This is a genomic window from Bradyrhizobium forestalis, from assembly GCF_002795245.1.
GTDB lineage: Bacteria > Pseudomonadota > Alphaproteobacteria > Rhizobiales > Xanthobacteraceae > Bradyrhizobium > Bradyrhizobium forestalis.
This window is the reverse complement of sequence record NZ_PGVG01000023.1, coordinates 56,879-72,702: the sequence shown is the minus strand read 5'-3', so window position 1 is coordinate 72,702 and position 15,824 is coordinate 56,879. Positions and strand designations below refer to the sequence as shown.

Here is a 15,824-nt window from a genome sequence, read left to right as displayed (position 1 = left end):
CGCGTTGCAGGGAGAGGTATAAGAACAACACCGGCCGCGTTTCGCGGCCGGCTTCTCTTTGAAGAGTCCGAAAAGAATGGCGATCACGCTCTCTGGCGATCAGGCAATCCCCGGCCCGCCCTTGTCGTCGCGGCTGACCCCGGCGCAGGTCTGGGGCATCATCCTGCTCGCGCCCTATCTGCTCGTTTTCCTCGCCTTCGTGGTCTATCCCGTCTGCTACGGGCTGTGGCTGGCGCGTGCTCCGGAGAACTATGTCGCGCTGTACAACGACCCGATCTTTGCACGCGCCGCGGTCAACACGCTGATCTTCCTGGTCATCGGCATCAACATCAAGATGCTGATCGCGCTGCTGCTGTCCGGCTTCTTCGCGCAGCAGCGCACCTGGATCAAATGGCTCTCGGTGATCTTCATCCTGCCCTGGGCGGTGCCGTCGATCCCGACCATCCTGTCGGTGCGCTTCATGCTCAATCCCGAGTGGGGCGTCATCAACCACCTCATCTTCTCCTTCACCGGCGATGACGGCCCGAACTGGCTGAACGATCCGACCGTGGCGCTCAGCATGGCGATCGGCGTGCACATCTGGAAGTCGCTGCCGTTCTGGACGCTGATCCTGATCACCGGACGCCTTGCGATCTCGCACGATCTGTTCGAAGCCGCCGAAGTGGACGGCGCGAGCTGGTGGCAGAAATTCCGCTACATCACCTGGCCGTCGATGCAGACGCTCTACGTGACCTGCACGCTGCTCTCGATGATCTGGACGCTGGGCGATTTCAACAGCGTCTACCTGCTCACCGGCGGTGGCCCGGCCGACCTCACGCACGTGCTGTCGACGCTCGGTATCCGCTATTTGCGGCTCGACCAGCTCTCACTGGCAATGGCATCCATCGTCTGCGCGATGCCGTTCGTCCTGCCGCTCGTGTACTTCATGATGAAACGGCTGTCGCGATGAAGCTCCCCGGCGTAAGAGAATTTTCTTGGCGCGAAGTCGCGACTGAAGCGCGGCTGCTGCTGATCGGCATTCCCGTCTTCCTGTGGACGATGATCCCGATCTATCACATGTTCCTGTTCGCGATCTCCCCGAAGGAGGACGCGTTCTCGGGCAAGCTGTGGCCGGATCATCCGACGCTGCATAATTTCGAGATCGTGTTCAAGCAGCAGCACTATTTCCTGCGCGACTTCTACGTCCAGTTCTGGAACTCGACCCTGATCGCGGCGTCCGTCGGCATGCTGACGCTGTTCATCGCCACGGCCGCGGCGTTCTCGATCTCGCGGCTGAAGGTGCCGGGCGGACGCATGGTGCTGAACCTCGCGCTCTTCACCTACTTCATTCCGGCGGCGTTCCTCGCCGTGCCGATGTACCGCACCATGGGCAATTACGGCCTGCTCAACAATCATTGGGCGCTGATCCTGGCCATGGTGACGATCGCGAGCCCCTACGCGATCTGGGTGCTGAAGCAGGCCTCCGACAAGCTGCCGGTGGAGCTGGACGAGGCGGCCGTGATGGACGGCGCCACGACGCTGCAGATCTTCCGCCTGGTCTACCTGCCGCTGATGATGCCCTCGCTGGTCGCGATCGGCACCTATGCGGTGCTGCTGGCCTGGAACGAATATCTTTACGCGTTCCTGCTGCTCTCGAACGACCGCGAGATCACCCTGCCCGTCGCGCTCGGCAACTTCCTCGCCGCCGACGACTCACCGTGGGAGCTGTTGATGACCACCGGCTTCATCTACGCGCTGCCGCCGGCCGCGGTCTACTACGCCTTCCGCCGCTACATGGTGGGCGGGCTCACGGCGGGTGCGGGGAAGTCCTAGAGCATGATGCGATCGGGTACAGTCGATCGGCGCGCGTTCACCTCTCCCCATCGGGGAGAGGTCGATTTGCGTAGCAAATCGGGTGAGGGGCCGCGGCTCCAACGATAGACCGTAACCCCTCACCCGGCGCTACGCGCCGACCTCTCCCAAGGGAGAGGTGATCCTCCCTTGCCGCAACACTCAACCCGATTTCATCAGGCTCTCGGCGACGAGACTTTGGGCGCAACCCTTGTTAGGTCCGGATGTCACTGCTCTTCTTCGTTTGGTAGTACTTCTTCTTCCACGACAGCTCGTAGAAGAGAGTTCCGTGCAATCCGACCATATCCGGTTTCTTTACGCGACGATTCCAAACATTGCGCATCATCGCTCCCAATTCCTCATCCCCCACCCGCGCGATCGCGTCCTCGATGAATTCCACATCTTGACCAGCCTCGGGAAATAGAACGGAGAACTCCTCTTCGGTCACTGAGAATATGTCATAAGAACAATTCATGGCGCCGTCGATCACTTGAATATTTTTCATCGGGCGATCCTCGATTTGTCGTATTGAATGGAATGCACGACTACCGGCTCACAGCGGCGCCGCGCTCTCGCCCTGCGAGCTCGACAGTTTCGAAGCGAGCGAGGCGATGACGATGACCACCGCGATCAGGGCGATCACCAGCGTGCAGATCGCGTTGATCTCGGGCTTCACCCCGAGCCGCACCTCCGAATAGATCCTGATCGGCAGCGTCGCCGCGCCGGGACCGGTGGTGAAGCTCGCGATCACGAGATCGTCCAGCGAGAGCGTGAAGGCCAGCATCCAGCCGGCGACGATGGCGGGCGCGATCAGCGGCAGCGTCACGGATACGAACGCGCGGACCGGGTCGCAGCCGAGGTCCATCGCGGCCTCCTCCAGCGAGCGATCGAGCGAGCCGAGACGGGACTGCACGACCACCGCGACAAAGCACATCGTCAGCGTGGTGTGGGCGATCGTCACGGTCCAGAAGCCGCGCTCGGCGTTCAGCGCCACGAATAGCAAGAGCAGCGACAATCCGGTGATCACCTCCGGCATCACCAGCGGCGCATAGAGCATGCCGGAGAACAGCGTGCGGCCGCGAAAGCGCTCGCCGCGCGACAGTGCGATCGCCGCGAGCGTGCCGAGCAGTGTCGCAATGGTCGCGGAGGAGACCGCAACCCGCAGGCTCATCCACGCCGCCTCTATCATGGCGCGGTCGTTGAAGAATTCGTGATACCAGCGCAACGACCAGCCGCCCCACACCGTCACCAGCCGCGAGGCGTTGAAGGAATAGATCACGAGGATGAGGATCGGCAAATAGAGGAACGCCAACCCCAGCGCGAGCGAGGCGATGTTGAAGCGGGACAGGCGGGGGACCTTGCGCATCGCCCTACCTTCCCTGTTCCAGCTGCCGCTTCTGCAGCCGCTCGTACAACAGCAGCGGCACCAGCAGCACCACCAGCAGCACGATGGCCGCGGCGGAGGCGACCGGCCAGTCCTTGTTGGTGAAGAATTCAAGCCACAGGGTCTGGCCGATCATCAGCGAATTGGAGCCGGCCAGAAGGTCGGGAATCACGAACTCGCCGACGATCGGGATGAAGCATAGCAGCACGCCGGCGCCGACGCCGGGCAGCGACAGCGGGAAGGTGACGAGCCAGAACACCTGCCACGGCGGCGCGCCAAGATCGGAGGCCGCCTCCTCCAGCGCTGGCTCCATCTTGGCGAGCGTGGCGTAGAGCGGCAGGATCATGAACGGCAGATACGAATAGACGATGCCGATATACATCGCGGTGTCGGTGGACAGCCACACCACGGGCTCGCGGACCAGATGCAGCGCCAGCAGGACCTGGTTGAGCAGGCCGTCATGCTGGAGGATGTTGATCCAGGCATAGATGCGGATCAGGAACGAGGTCCAGAACGGCACGATCACCAGCACCATCGCCACCGCCTGCCAGCGCTTCGGCAGCCGCGCCATGCCATAGGCAATGGGATAGCCGATCAGGAGCAGCAGCGCGGTCGCCGTGAGCGCAACAGTAAGGCTGCGCACATAGGCAAAGACATAGATGTCGTCGGAGACAAGCAGCCTGAAATTGTCGATCGAGAGTGCGGCAAGGGCGCCCCTGAGCGCTTCCCATCCCGCCGTCAGGTCGAACACAGGCTCGTAAGGCGGCTGCGCGATCGCGGTCTGCGACAGGCTGATCTTGAGCACGAAGGCGAACGGCACCAGGAAGAACAGCGCCATCCAGACATAGGGTGCGATCGCGGCAAAGCGCGCCGGTCGCGCGAAGATGCGACGGGCGCTCATGATTGCAGCACCACGCAATCGTCGGGCGTGAACCAGGCGACGACGTGCTGGTTCAAGCTGTAGGCGTCGACGTCGATGCGCGCGCTGTTGGCGACGGAAGCCTGCAGCATCCCGCCGGTATCGAGCTTCACCTTGTAGGTGGTGGTGCCGCCGAGATAGCAGATGTCGGCGATGACGCCGTCGAGCCGGTTGATCGCCGTCTCACGACCGGCCTCGCTCACCGGGCCGCGCCGCGAGAGCTTGACCTTCTCGGGGCGGATCGCGACGGCAAATTTTCCCGTGCCAATCGGCTCGCGCGGCTCGGCCACCACCAGCGCACCCGCATCGCGCGTGCCAACGACCAGACGATGACCGTCGCGCAATTTGGACTCGCCGTCGAACAGATTGATGTCGCCGACGAACTCCGCGATCCAGCGCGAGCGCGGCGCCTCGTAGAGCTCGCGTGGGCTCGCGACCTGGGCGAGCTTGCCTGATTTCATCACGCCGATCCGGCCCGCCATCGTCATCGCCTCCTCCTGGTCGTGGGTGACGATGATGAAGGTCATGCCGAGCCGGCGCTGCAGCTCCATCAATTCGCCTTGCGTGCTCTCGCGCAGCTTCTTGTCGAGCGCTGCGAGCGGCTCGTCGAGCAGCAGGAGTTGCGGCCGGCGCGCCAGGGCGCGGGCGAGCGCGACACGCTGGCGCTGGCCGCCGGAGAGCTGGTCGGGCTTGCGCTTCTCCAGCCCCTCGAGTTTCACCAGCGCGACCATTTCCGCAACGCGGGTGGCAGTCTCGGCGCGCGCCATGCCGGCACGCTTCAGGCCGAAGGCGATGTTGTCGCGCACCGACAGATGCGGGAACAGCGCATAGTTCTGGAACATCATGTTGATGGGACGCTCGTGCGGCAGCGCCTGCGCGATGTCCTTGCCGCCGAGCAGGATGCGCCCCTCGTCCGGCGCCTCGAAGCCGGCGAGCATGCGCAGCAGCGTGGTCTTGCCGCAGCCGCTGGGGCCGAGCAGCGCGAAGAACTCGCCGGCCTTGATCTCGAGCGACACGCCGTCGACGGCGCGGAACGTCCCGAACGTCTTGGCGACGCCCTCGATGCGCAGCAGCGGCTGACCCGCCGCCGGACTAGCATCTCCGTCGGCCGCATGAGCCGCGACGTCCGTTCTGGGCAACTCGTCAGTCATGGTCCCTGCCAACCCCGATTCCGCCGCACGCTAGCGGCCGATCGTTCCCAGCTCAACCGGTTCGGGTTCGATCGTTCACACCCGACATGAACGCGGCCAGGGCGTCGCGGTCCGCCGCCGGCATGGTCAGGCCGAGCTTAGAGCGGCGCCATAGGATGTCGTCCGGAAAACGCGCCCATTCATGGCTCATGAGATAGCGCACCTCGGCGCCGGTCAGTTCGGGACCGAAGGCAGGGCCGAGCTCGTCGCGGGCTTTCGCCTCGCCCAGCACCGCCGGCAGCCGCGAGCCATAGGCCGCAACCAGACGCTGGGCTTCCGGCTCCGACAGAAAGCGCCAGCGGTCGCGTGCGATGTCGACCTCGGTGTCGAACTGATCCCAGGCGAAATCGCCACCCGGTAGCGCCGCGCCGGCGGTCCAGGGCGGCGACATCGGGTAGAACGGCGTCAGCTTCGTCACCGCCCGCTCCGCGCGCAGGCGCGAGGTGGTGAGGTCGCCGCCGAACATCGTGAGCAGCGGGGCCTTGCGCCGACGCGCGTGGAACAGAGTCGTGCCGTCACGTCGCCGCGCGGACGCCGGCCTCAAATTGACGCCGGAGACCGTCCGAACCACGTCGGTCGGAACGACGCGCTCGCGGAAATAGCGGCTGGCGGCCTCGCAGAGATAGCTGACGTCGGCGCCCGACATCGCCACGATGGCGGGATCGCCGGTGAAATCATGCGTGACCGTGCCGATCAGCGTGAACTCGCGCTCGAACGGGCTTGCGAAAATCAGTCGGCCATCACTGTTCTGGAAGACGTAGACGTTGTCTGAATCGAACAGCCTGGGCACGATGATCTGGCTCATCTGAGTGGCCACCATCGCCGGCTGCGGCTGCCGCAGCACGGTCTCCGCGACCATCGAGGTCCAGCCACCGGTGGTGTTGGCCAGCGCCCGGGTCGTGATGGAGCGGCGATGGCCGCGATCGACCACGGCGAGCCGCCAGGTATCGGTTCGATCGGCGCGGACGCAGCGCGCCCCAGTCCGGATCGCAGCGCCACGTTCGGCCGCGTCCAGCGCCGTGAGCACGACCAGGCGGGAATCGTCGACGACGCAATCCGAATATTCGAACGCCGTGCCGAATGGGCGCTTCAGCGCGTTGCCGACCGGATGATGGGTGATGTCGAGGGTCGTCGATCCCGGCAACCCGCTCCGGCCGGCGAGGCTGTCATAGAGGAGCAGGCCGGCGCGCAACAGCCACGGTGGACGCTCGTCCGCATGCGCAGGAATCACGAAACGCATCGGCCGGACCAGATGCGGCGCGATCCGGAGCCAGGTTCGGCGCTCGGCCAGAGCCCGGCGGACCCGCCAAAAGCCGCGGCGCTCCAGCACCGAGAGATCGCCGTGGATCAGCCGCGGTGTTGCCGACGATGCCGCGCCGCCGAGATCGCCCTGCTCGAACAGGATGACCCGCAGGCCGCGGCCGGCCGCATCGCGGGCGAGGCTGACGCCGTTCAGGCCGCCGCCGATGATCGCGAGGTCGTAATCCGCCATGAAGCCGTCGAATGGGAGCGAAGCACTCCCATAACTAACCGGTCTTCAGCGCAAGCTCCATGGCTTCGGCGCGGCCGACGAGGCCGGCATATTTCCCGATCGGCAGCGGCTTGCCGAGCAGATAGCCCTGCACGCCGTCGCAGCCCTCCTTGGCGAGGAAGGCGAGCTGGTCCACCGTCTCGACGCCCTCGGCGATGATCGACATTTCGAGGCCGTGGCCGAGATCGATCACGGCGCGCACGATCGCCGCCGATTGCGGGTTGCGGCCGAGATTGATGATGAAGGCGCGGTCGATCTTGATCTTGTCGAACGGGAACGCCTGGAGATAGCTCAGCGAGGAGTAACCGCTGCCGAAATCGTCCATGGAGATGCGCACGCCGAGCGCCTTGAGGCGGCGCAGCAGCGCGAGGCCCCGGTCGAAATCCTCGATCAGGACACCCTCGGTGATCTCGAGTTCGAGACGGCCCGGTGCAAGACCCGTCTCGATCAGGATCGAATGGACGAGGCCAACCACGTCACCGTGCATGAACTGCGCAGGGGACAGGTTGACCGCGACCTGAAGCGGCTTCGGCCAGGACGACGCCTCGCGGCAGGCCTCGCGCAGGATCCACTCGCCCATCTCGACGATGAGGCCGCTCTCCTCGGCGATCGGGATGAATTCGGCCGGCGAGACCTGGCCGCGCACCGGATGCTGCCAGCGCGCCAGCGCCTCGAAGCCGATGATCTCGCTCTCGGCGACGCTGTGGCCCGCGGCCCCCTGCGGCTGGAAAGCGAGCGAGAGCTCGCCGTTCTTGATCGCCATGGAGAGGTCCTGATGCAGCACGCGGCGATCGCGGATCTGCTGGTCCATCTCCGGCTGGTAGAGGCTGATCGTGCCGCGGGACTTCTGCTTGGCGCGGAACAGCGCCGCACCGGCGTTGGCAAGCAGCGAGGCGCCGTCACTGCCATTGTGCGGGAAGATCGCCATTCCGGTGGTGGCGCCGGCGCGGACCGGCCGCCCGTCGATCTGGAATTCCTGCGCGACGGCCTCGCCGAGCTGCTGCGCCAGCGCCAGACCCGATTCCGGCTGCTTGCCGTCGATGATCAGGCCGAACTCGTCGCCGGACAGGCGCGCCACCACGCCGCCGCGCGCCGAGTCCTGGAGCCGCTGGGCCACCTCGATCAGGAGCTTGTCGCCGAGCGCATGGCCGAAGACGTCGTTGACCTCCTTGAGCCCGTCGAGGTCGACGCAGAGGACGGCGAACTCCTCGCCGGTGCCTTCACAGGCCTCGATCATCTGGGTCAGCGCCTGCAGGAAGGCGGCGCGGTTCGGCAGATCGGTGAGACCGTCATGATAGGCCATGTGCGCCATGCGCGACTCAGTCTGCCGGCGGTCGGTGACGTCCTCATGGGTCTTGATCAGATATTGCGGCTCACCGGCATCGCTGAGCACCGTGGCGCGGCGGGTCAGGAACAGCCGCAGGCCGTCCTTGGTGGAGATCGGATGCTCCTCGGTGATCATCCCGCGCTTCTTGATCGCGGCCTCGTCGCGCGCGATGATCAGCTTGGCTTCCTTGGCGTTGAAGATGTCGGACGCCGTCAGACCCGTGGCTTCCTCGCGCCGGCGGTTGAGGATCGTCTCGGCGCTGCGGTTGGCGAGCAGGTAGCGGCCGTCCTTGACCTGCTCGACGATCAGCGCGACCGGGATATTGTCGACCACGAGCTCGAGGAACTTCTTGGTGCTCTCCAGCTCCTGCGACAGGGAGCGGCGGTCGGTGATGTCCTCGAACACCAGCAGCAGGAATCCGGGCCGGTTGCTTTCATTGCGCACCGCGATCCGGATCGAGGCGACCATGCGCCGCTCCCCGCCGCGCTCGACCTCGAATTCGTTGCGGAATTGGCCGTCCGGCGAATTAAGCGCGGCCTGATCGGTTGTCTCGATCGTGGCCGCCGAGACGGGCTCAAACAGCTCTCGTGCATTCTTGCCGACGACGTGGTCCCGCGAGAAGCCCCAGAAGCGCTCATAGGCCGTATTTGCGAAGATATAGCGGCCATCTTCGATGTTCTTGGCGGCGACACAGGCCGGCACGTTGTCCAGCACCGTCTCCAGGAATTGCTTGGTGGAGGCGAGCTGTTGCGACAGCCTGCGCTGCTCGCTGACGTCGAGATGCGTCGCCACCGAGCCGCCGTTCGGCAGCACGAAGAATTTCACCAGGATGGCCCGTCCGTCGGGAAGTTCCGTGATCAGACCATTGGCGCTGGCCGCCTTGTCGTAAAATTCGTCGTCGGAGGCGCCCAGCACTCCGCGCTTGCGTCGCAGCTCGAGGAGGTCGTGGCCGTTCATGCCGGGTCGGACATCCGAGCGCGTCAAACCATAGATTTCGAGGTAGCGGTCGTTGCAGAAGATGACACGGCGCTGTGCATCCGTCATCACCACGCCCTGGTTGAGATTGTTCATCGCGGAGGAGATGAAGGCATTGCGCCGCAACTGCAAACGCCGGGTCTGGCGCAGCGAGGAATGGATCCACAGCGCGATCGCGGCGAGAAACGAGCAGACGACGATGCCGGCGATCAGGACCTCCCAGATCACGTTGGGATCGAGCTTGGCAAGATCCGGAGCGGCGAAGCTGTCGGACAGCGCAAAGGCAGGCGCAGGCGCGACCGCGCCGGCCAGGCACATGACGGCCTGCACAGCAATCGGAAGCGTGCTGCCCACGTGCCAGTTCTTCTCAGCCATCAGCCACCCGCGATTTCAACGTCGGATTGTCTGGCCTCGCCGGTTTGGATCGGGTAAACGCCTGTAGGCACAACAGAATAATGTGACGTGAAATACGGCAATTGCCCTGACATGATAAATGCTTGCTTAACGGAAAATTCCCCTGCCCCGCCGCTCCCGAGCCTGATGCCACCGGCGCTTCCCGCGGACATCCTGCACAACCATGGATAGGGTCGACTGCGTCGTCATCGGAGCCGGCGTGGTCGGTCTCGCGGTGGCCCGAAAGCTCGCGCGGGCCGGGCGTGAGGTGATCGTGCTCGAGGAAGCCGAGGCCATTGGAACCGTCACCTCCTCGCGCAACAGCGAGGTGATCCATGCCGGCATCTACTACCGCGCCGGGAGCTGGATGGCGCGGATGTGCGTTGCCGGCAAGCACGCGCTCTACCGCTACTGCGCCGAGCGCGGCATCCCGCACAGAAATTGCGGCAAGCTGATCGTCGCGACCAGCCCGAAGGAGACCGAGAAGCTGCAATCGATCAAGGCGCATGCCGAAGCCAACGGCGTGCTCGACATGCAGCTGCTCTCGGGCGAGGCCGCGCGCGCGCTGGAGCCGGCGCTCGCCTGCGACGCTGCGCTGCTGTCACCGTCAACCGGCATCATCGACAGCCACGCCTACATGCTATCGTTGCGCGGCGAAGCCGAGGACGCCGGCGCCGCTTTTGCGTTTCACACCCCGCTGATCCGCGCCAAGGCGGCAGCCGGCTTCATCGAGATCGATGCCGGCGGCGAGGCGCCGATGACTCTGCAATGCGACCTTCTCGTCAACGCCGCGGGGCTGTCGGCAACGAATGTGGCGCGCAACATCGACGGCATGCCGCTGGATCGGATTCCGCCGGCCTATCTCGCCAAGGGAAACTACTTCAGCTGCAATGCCAAGGCGCCGTTCTCGCGCCTGATCTATCCGGTGCCTGAACCCGGCGGATTAGGGGTGCACCTGACGCTGGACATGGCAGGGCAGGCGCGCTTCGGGCCTGACGTCGAGTGGATCGAAACGATCAACTACGAGGTTGACCCGTCACGGGCCGAGCGCTTCTACCCGGCGATCCGCAAATACTGGCCGACGCTGCCCGATGGCGCGCTGATGCCGAGCTATTCGGGTATCCGCCCAAAAATCGTGCCGCCGGCTGTGGCCACGCAGGACTTCTTGATGCAAGGCCCGCGCGATCACGGCGTCGCAGGGCTGATCAATCTGTTCGGCATCGAATCGCCGGGATTGACGTCGTCGCTCGCGATCGCCGATCACGTCGCCGAGCTCGCCGACCTCTAGAGAGTTCTCGAGCGGAGTGGATACCGGTTCGCGTCAAGAACAAAAAAACCAGCGCCGCGCAAACATCTTGCGCGGCGTCCACCTTGCAGCAGGGATGGGCACGAATGCTCTCACCCCCGCGCGAAAGGATGTGATCAACTCTACAGTTTTACGGGGTTTACTAGTGGAGCGTGTCGCCTTGCTTCAGACGCTCGATCTGGTCCTTGACCATCAACTTCCGGCGCTTCAACTCAACAATTTGCAGGTCGTCTGTTGAAAGGTGCACGAGAGCTTCGTGCAATTCGTTTTCGAGAAGTTTGTGCTTCCGTTCCAATTCAACGAGATGTGCCTGAATTGTCATTCGAAACCTCCTCGGTAGGGTTGAACCTCAGGATTCGATCCGGACGGCGAAGTCTACATCACCGATTCGTCCTGTCGATGGGTATCCGTCGTCGCAGCGTCATTTTTGAAAGTTCATATGTAAGGAAGCGTGACTAGGGGGAACCACACGGGAAAAATCCATGATATCAATGCGCCTGCGCAACGCCGCAGCTCCACGCAGAAATATGTTGCGGGAGATCGGCGAGCGAGGATCGCAGATCGCTTGCGATCACGCTGCGCAAGGACGATAATTTCCACAGGGCATCCACAGCCCAGATCTTACGCCTATCGGTTTTCGGCCACCGCAGACATGACCAATGAAAATGAGCGTGAGCTCGAAGCCGAGCTCACCCGGTTGCAGCAGGAACACCGAGATCTCGATGCGGCGATCGATGCGTTGCATCAATCGCCCGCCCCCGACCTATTGCGGTTACAGCGCTTGAAGAAGCGCAAGCTGTTGTTGCGGGACCGCATCGCGTTCATCGAAGACCAGATTACCCCCGACATCATCGCCTGACCGTGAGCCGGCGTTCGCCGCGGCTCACCGCATGAATCCGCTTGACTCAAACAGAACAAAAAGGGAACATTCGCGGGCACCCCAACACCTCAGAGAACGCCCAGGCACAAGACACGAGGACAACGCAGATGTCGGCAACCGCCCTTCTCGACAACAGCCACTATGAACAGGCCTGCGATCAGGCGATCGCGATGTGCGACGGCAATCTGCGCAGCACCATCAAGGCGCTGATCATGGCCAACGAATATCTGGAAGCCGAGCTGGCGGAATTGCAGGCGGCGATTTCCGCCGGCTGCATTCCGGAGACCTCGCGCAGCAAAATGCGGAGCAAGAGCAGCGCCGCCTGAGTTCAAAGCGCGATGAGATCGCGCTTTTGTTTTTAAGCATGATCTTGTTGGAAAACCGCTTCACACTTTTCCGGATCATGCTCCATTGGAGCAACGCCATGTCGGATGTGACCTACTACGTTGCAATGCCCTTCTTGATCGATGCCGACGGCTCGCCGGTCGCGGGAACTGCCGAGGAATGCCAGACCTCGGCGGCCGCGTTGCGGCGCGCCGAGATATTGGCGCACGGTACCGGCCACATCGGCGCGATCGCGTTCAGCCGCAGCGGCGATCCCATGACCGGCGAATTCGGCGATGCCAGGCTGCTGCGCAAATTCGGCAACGTGCCGGAAGATCTGGCGACGCTGTAAATTCAGCTGCTGACCAGCCTGATCCGCGGCTCGTGCCGGCGGTGCGCCTTGCGCACGTACATGGCGGCATCGGCCTCCTCCAGGGCGCGGCCTGCGTCGGAGTGGGGACCAAGCAACGCGACGCCGGCAGAGGCGCCCGCGGTCACGTGCTGGCCGCGGAAAGCGAAGGACAATTGGTCGATCGCCTGCTCCAAGGCCGCGGCCTTCGCCTTGGCATCGGTCTCGCTGAGGTTCCAGAGCAGCAGCGCGAACTCGTCCCCCCCGAGCCGGCCGACCACGTCGGAGGCACGGACCTGTCGCGTCAACGTGGCGACAATCGCCTTGAGCACCTCGTCGCCGGCGGCATGGCCGAAGGAATCGTTGATCGGCTTCAGCCGATCGACGTCGAGCACGATCAGCGCCCCGCTGGCGCGGTAGCGCTTCATATAGGCGATGGCGCGCGCGAGCTCGCGCTCGAAGCCGCGCCGGTTGGGAATCTCGAGCAGGAAATCGGTGGCGGCCACAGCTTCCAGTTCCGCGACCCGGCGCTGTGCCTCCTTGAGCTTGGCCCGCAAGCCCCGGATCGTCGCCCTGACGTTGTCCTTGGCTCCATCGTCGCCCGACGCGGCGCGCCGCGGCGGCTTCGCCGGACGCTTGGTCAGCCGTTTGGGGGCGGCATTGGATCGGCCGGTGCTGGTCTTTCGGCCAACCTTGGCCGTGGCAGCGCTAGCCCTTTTTGGTTTCTTCATGGGCATCCTGCTCAATGAAGGCTTGCGGGGATTCACCAAGACAGGATAGTGGATTCCCTTCTCCTTGCCACCGCCTTGCGAGCCGCCGGCCGGAACCGTTAATCTGGCCTATCTTTCTGTTTTTCCGGGCACAATTGACGTCATGACCGCGCCGATCGCCATCATCATGGGAAGCCAGTCGGACTGGGACACGATGCGGCATGCCGCCGACACGCTTGACGCGCTCGGGATTGCCGCCGACAGCCGCGTCGTCTCGGCCCACCGCACTCCCGACCGGCTGTTTGCTTTCGCCAAGGGCGCCAAGGCCGCGGGTTACAAGGTCATCATCGCCGGCGCCGGTGGCGCTGCCCATCTGCCCGGCATGGCGGCGGCGCTGACGGAGCTCCCGGTATTCGGCGTTCCCGTCGAATCCAAGACGCTCAAGGGTATCGATTCGCTCTATTCGATCGTCCAGATGCCCGCGGGTATCCCGGTCGGAACCCTCGCAATCGGCAAGGCCGGCGCGATCAACGCCGCGCTGCTGGCTGCCGCCGTGCTGGCATTGTCCGACCCGGCCCTGTCCGATCGCCTCGCCGCCTGGCGCAAGGCGCAGACCGACGCGGTTGCCGAGCGTCCGGAGGACAAGGCGTGACTGACGCAAAGCAGGTGAAGCTGAAGCCCGGCGACACCATCGGAATCCTCGGCGGCGGGCAATTGGGGCGGATGCTGGCGATGGCCGCGGCGCGGCTCGGCCTGCGCTGCCAGGTGTTCTCGCCCGATCCGGACTCGCCGGCCTTTGACGTCGTGCTCAACGCGACCTGCGCCGAATATGCCGATGTCGAAGCGCTGGAGCTGTTCGCGAGCGACGTCGATGTCATCACCTACGAATTCGAGAACGTGCCGGCGGCGGCCGCGATGGTGCTGGATGCGCGCCGCCCGGTGCTACCCAATCGCAAGATCCTCGAGACCACACAGGACCGGCTCGCCGAGAAGGATTTTGTGACGAAGCTCGGCATCGGCACTGCACCCTATGCTGACGTTACCTCCGTCTCCACGCTGCGCGAGGCGATCCTGAGGATCGGCCTCCCGGCGGTGCTGAAGACCCGCCGCTTCGGTTATGACGGCAAGGGCCAGGCCATCATCCGCGAGGGCGACGACATCGCCAAGGTGTGGACCAGTCTCGCCACCAAATCGGCAATCCTGGAGGCCTTCGTGCCGTTCGAGCGCGAAATCTCGGTGATCGCCGCGCGTTCGGCCGCAGGCGATGTCGAGTGTTTCGACGTGACCGAGAACGAGCACCGCGACCACATCCTGAAAGTGTCGCGTGCGCCCGCGCCGATCCCCGACTCGCTCGCGGACGAGGCGCGCAACGTCGCGAGCAAGATTGCGACTGCGCTCGACTATGTCGGCGTCCTGGCGGTGGAGATGTTCGTGCTTGCCAACGGCACCGGACCGAAGGTGCTGGTCAACGAGATCGCCCCGCGCGTGCATAATTCCGGGCACTGGACGCTGGACGGCGCCTCCGTCTCGCAGTTCGAGCAGCACATCCGCGCCATTGCCGGCTGGCCGCTCGGCAAGCCCGTGCGCCACGGCGAGATCGTCACCATGACCAACCTGATAGGCGACGAGATCAACGACTACGACAAGTGGCTGACCGTTCCGGGCGCGACCGTGCACATCTACGGCAAGGGCGCACCGCGCCCCGGCCGCAAGATGGGCCACGTGACCGAAGTCAGGCCGCCCCGGGACACGTAACGGGATCGCAGCAAAGGCTGCAATCCCGCTTGCAGTTACGCCGTCTTCACGCCCGCGACGACGCCGGTGGGCTCCTCGCTGAGCCAGCGATAGATCACCCCGCCGAGCGCACCGCCGATCAGCGGCGCAACCCAGAACAGCCAAAGCTGCGACAGCGCCCAGCCGCCGACGAACAGCGCGGGGCCGGTGCTGCGCGCCGGGTTCACCGACGTGTTGGTGACGGGAATGCTGACGAGATGGATCATCACCAGCGCGAGCCCGATCGCGAGCGGTGCGAAGCCCGCGGGGGCGCGGCCATGGGTGGCGCCCATGATGATGAACAGGAACATCATGGTCATCACCACCTCGGTGAGGAAGCACACGATCATGCTGTACTGGCCAGGCGAATGCGCGTCATAGCCGTTGGAAGCAAAGCCCTTGCCGACATCGAATCCGGGCGCCCCGCTCGCGATGACATAGAGGATCCACGCCGCAACGATCGCGCCCGCCACCTGGGCGATCACGTAAGGCAGGACCTGGCCCGCCGGAAAACGGCCGCCGGCGGCGAGACCGACCGTGACGGCCGGGTTGAGATGGCAGCCCGAGATGTGGCCGATCGCATAGGCCATGGTGACCACGCTCAGTCCGAAGGCGAGGGAGACGCCGACGAGGCCGATACCGACCTGGGGGAAGCCGGCGGCGATCACTGCGCTTCCGCAACCCGCGAATGTGAGCCAGAAGGTGCCGATGGCTTCGGCAGCGTATTTTTTCATGTCCATTGTGGTCCCTCATTGCAAAGATTCCGGAACAAAGCTCCGGCCGCGGCCTCGTCCCCGGCGTCAAACCGCCCAAATCGCGGCCGCATGGAGGTATTTTCGCCGCATTTAATGGCCGAACTTGGCCCGAAAACACGCTTGGCCGGTGGACATCTCCGGTTTTGTCTGATACATCCGCGCGCTCAAGGTTAAGGGC

17 protein-coding genes are annotated in these 15,824 nt (G+C 64.5%); 8 read left to right on the top strand and 9 right to left on the bottom strand.

What is annotated here, in order from left to right; all coding sequences use genetic code 11:
* Positions 1-76 precede the first annotated feature (76 nt).
* Together CVM73_RS24740 and CVM73_RS24735 are read left to right on the top strand one after the other, a co-directional pair.
* Positions 77-949 (top strand): carbohydrate ABC transporter permease, encoded by an 873-nt coding sequence (locus CVM73_RS24740; protein WP_100234454.1) that lies wholly within the window; start codon positions 77-79, stop codon positions 947-949.
* Positions 946-1,812: a carbohydrate ABC transporter permease gene (locus CVM73_RS24735; RefSeq protein ID WP_100234453.1), complete on the top strand. Its 867-nt coding sequence runs from the start codon at positions 946-948 to the stop codon at positions 1,810-1,812. The genes CVM73_RS24740 and CVM73_RS24735 overlap by 4 nt, the downstream gene beginning before the upstream one ends.
* 232 nt (positions 1,813-2,044) lie before the next feature.
* Here the strand turns inward: CVM73_RS24735 and CVM73_RS24730 are convergent, their stop codons facing one another.
* Genes CVM73_RS24730 through CVM73_RS24705 form a run of 6 tightly spaced genes read right to left on the bottom strand, consistent with a single transcriptional unit; the run spans position 2,045 to position 9,531 of the window.
* Positions 2,045-2,335: a hypothetical protein gene (locus CVM73_RS24730; protein WP_100234452.1), complete on the bottom strand. Its 291-nt coding sequence runs from the start codon at positions 2,333-2,335 to the stop codon at positions 2,045-2,047.
* 48 nt (positions 2,336-2,383) lie between these two features.
* Positions 2,384-3,196 carry an ABC transporter permease gene (locus tag CVM73_RS24725; RefSeq protein ID WP_100234451.1) on the bottom strand — a complete coding sequence of 271 codons (813 nt, stop codon included), beginning with the start codon at positions 3,194-3,196 and terminating at the stop codon, positions 2,384-2,386.
* A 4-nt stretch (positions 3,197-3,200) separates the two neighbouring features.
* A complete protein-coding gene (locus CVM73_RS24720; protein WP_100234450.1) occupies positions 3,201-4,115 on the bottom strand; it encodes an ABC transporter permease in 915 nt (304 codons plus the stop codon).
* Entirely contained in the window at positions 4,112-5,284 is a 1,173-nt protein-coding gene (locus CVM73_RS24715) for an ABC transporter ATP-binding protein (RefSeq protein ID WP_100234449.1), read from the bottom strand. The genes CVM73_RS24720 and CVM73_RS24715 overlap by 4 nt, the downstream gene beginning before the upstream one ends.
* A 52-nt stretch (positions 5,285-5,336) precedes the next feature.
* A complete protein-coding gene (locus tag CVM73_RS24710) occupies positions 5,337-6,815 on the bottom strand; it encodes a glycerol-3-phosphate dehydrogenase (RefSeq protein ID WP_100234448.1) in 1,479 nt (492 codons plus the stop codon).
* Positions 6,816-6,849: 34 nt separating this feature from the next.
* A complete protein-coding gene (locus CVM73_RS24705; protein WP_100234447.1) occupies positions 6,850-9,531 on the bottom strand; it encodes a sensor domain-containing protein in 2,682 nt (893 codons plus the stop codon).
* A gap of 202 nt (positions 9,532-9,733) precedes the next feature.
* Here CVM73_RS24705 and CVM73_RS24700 point away from each other — a divergent pair, with 202 nt between their 5' ends.
* On the top strand, positions 9,734-10,837 hold the full coding sequence (locus CVM73_RS24700; RefSeq protein ID WP_100234446.1) for an NAD(P)/FAD-dependent oxidoreductase: 1,104 nt from the start codon (positions 9,734-9,736) through the stop codon (positions 10,835-10,837).
* Between the two features lie 160 nt (positions 10,838-10,997).
* On the opposite strand, the gene CVM73_RS24695 is transcribed toward CVM73_RS24700, so the two are convergent.
* A complete protein-coding gene (locus CVM73_RS24695) occupies positions 10,998-11,177 on the bottom strand; it encodes a YdcH family protein (RefSeq protein WP_025034152.1) in 180 nt (59 codons plus the stop codon).
* Between the two features lie 330 nt (positions 11,178-11,507).
* On the opposite strand from CVM73_RS24695, the gene CVM73_RS24690 reads away from it, so the two are divergent.
* The 3 genes from CVM73_RS24690 (at position 11,508) to CVM73_RS24680 (ending at position 12,411) form a co-directional block, all read left to right on the top strand.
* On the top strand, positions 11,508-11,714 hold the full coding sequence (locus CVM73_RS24690) for a YdcH family protein (protein ID WP_100234445.1): 207 nt from the start codon (positions 11,508-11,510) through the stop codon (positions 11,712-11,714).
* Between the two features lie 128 nt (positions 11,715-11,842).
* On the top strand, positions 11,843-12,061 hold the full coding sequence (locus CVM73_RS24685) for a hypothetical protein (RefSeq protein WP_100234444.1): 219 nt from the start codon (positions 11,843-11,845) through the stop codon (positions 12,059-12,061).
* 98 nt (positions 12,062-12,159) lie between these two features.
* Positions 12,160-12,411 carry a hypothetical protein gene (locus tag CVM73_RS24680; protein WP_100234496.1) on the top strand — a complete coding sequence of 84 codons (252 nt, stop codon included), beginning with the start codon at positions 12,160-12,162 and terminating at the stop codon, positions 12,409-12,411.
* A gap of 2 nt (positions 12,412-12,413) precedes the next feature.
* On the opposite strand, the gene CVM73_RS24675 is transcribed toward CVM73_RS24680, so the two are convergent.
* The gene (locus CVM73_RS24675; RefSeq protein ID WP_167407027.1) at positions 12,414-13,139 is read right to left on the bottom strand and encodes a GGDEF domain-containing protein; all 726 of its coding nucleotides are present in this window, start codon (positions 13,137-13,139) and stop codon (positions 12,414-12,416) included.
* A 142-nt stretch (positions 13,140-13,281) separates the two neighbouring features.
* Here CVM73_RS24675 and purE point away from each other — a divergent pair, with 142 nt between their 5' ends.
* Positions 13,282-13,770, top strand: coding sequence for a 5-(carboxyamino)imidazole ribonucleotide mutase (gene purE / locus CVM73_RS24670; protein ID WP_100234442.1), 489 nt, complete (start codon positions 13,282-13,284; stop codon positions 13,768-13,770).
* Positions 13,767-14,873 (top strand): 5-(carboxyamino)imidazole ribonucleotide synthase, encoded by a 1,107-nt coding sequence (locus tag CVM73_RS24665; protein ID WP_100234441.1) that lies wholly within the window; start codon positions 13,767-13,769, stop codon positions 14,871-14,873. The genes purE and CVM73_RS24665 overlap by 4 nt, the downstream gene beginning before the upstream one ends.
* Before the next feature lie 35 nt (positions 14,874-14,908).
* On the opposite strand, the gene aqpZ is transcribed toward CVM73_RS24665, so the two are convergent.
* Entirely contained in the window at positions 14,909-15,631 is a 723-nt protein-coding gene (gene aqpZ, locus CVM73_RS24660) for an aquaporin Z (RefSeq protein ID WP_100234440.1), read from the bottom strand.
* Between the last annotated feature and the right edge of the window lie 193 nt (positions 15,632-15,824).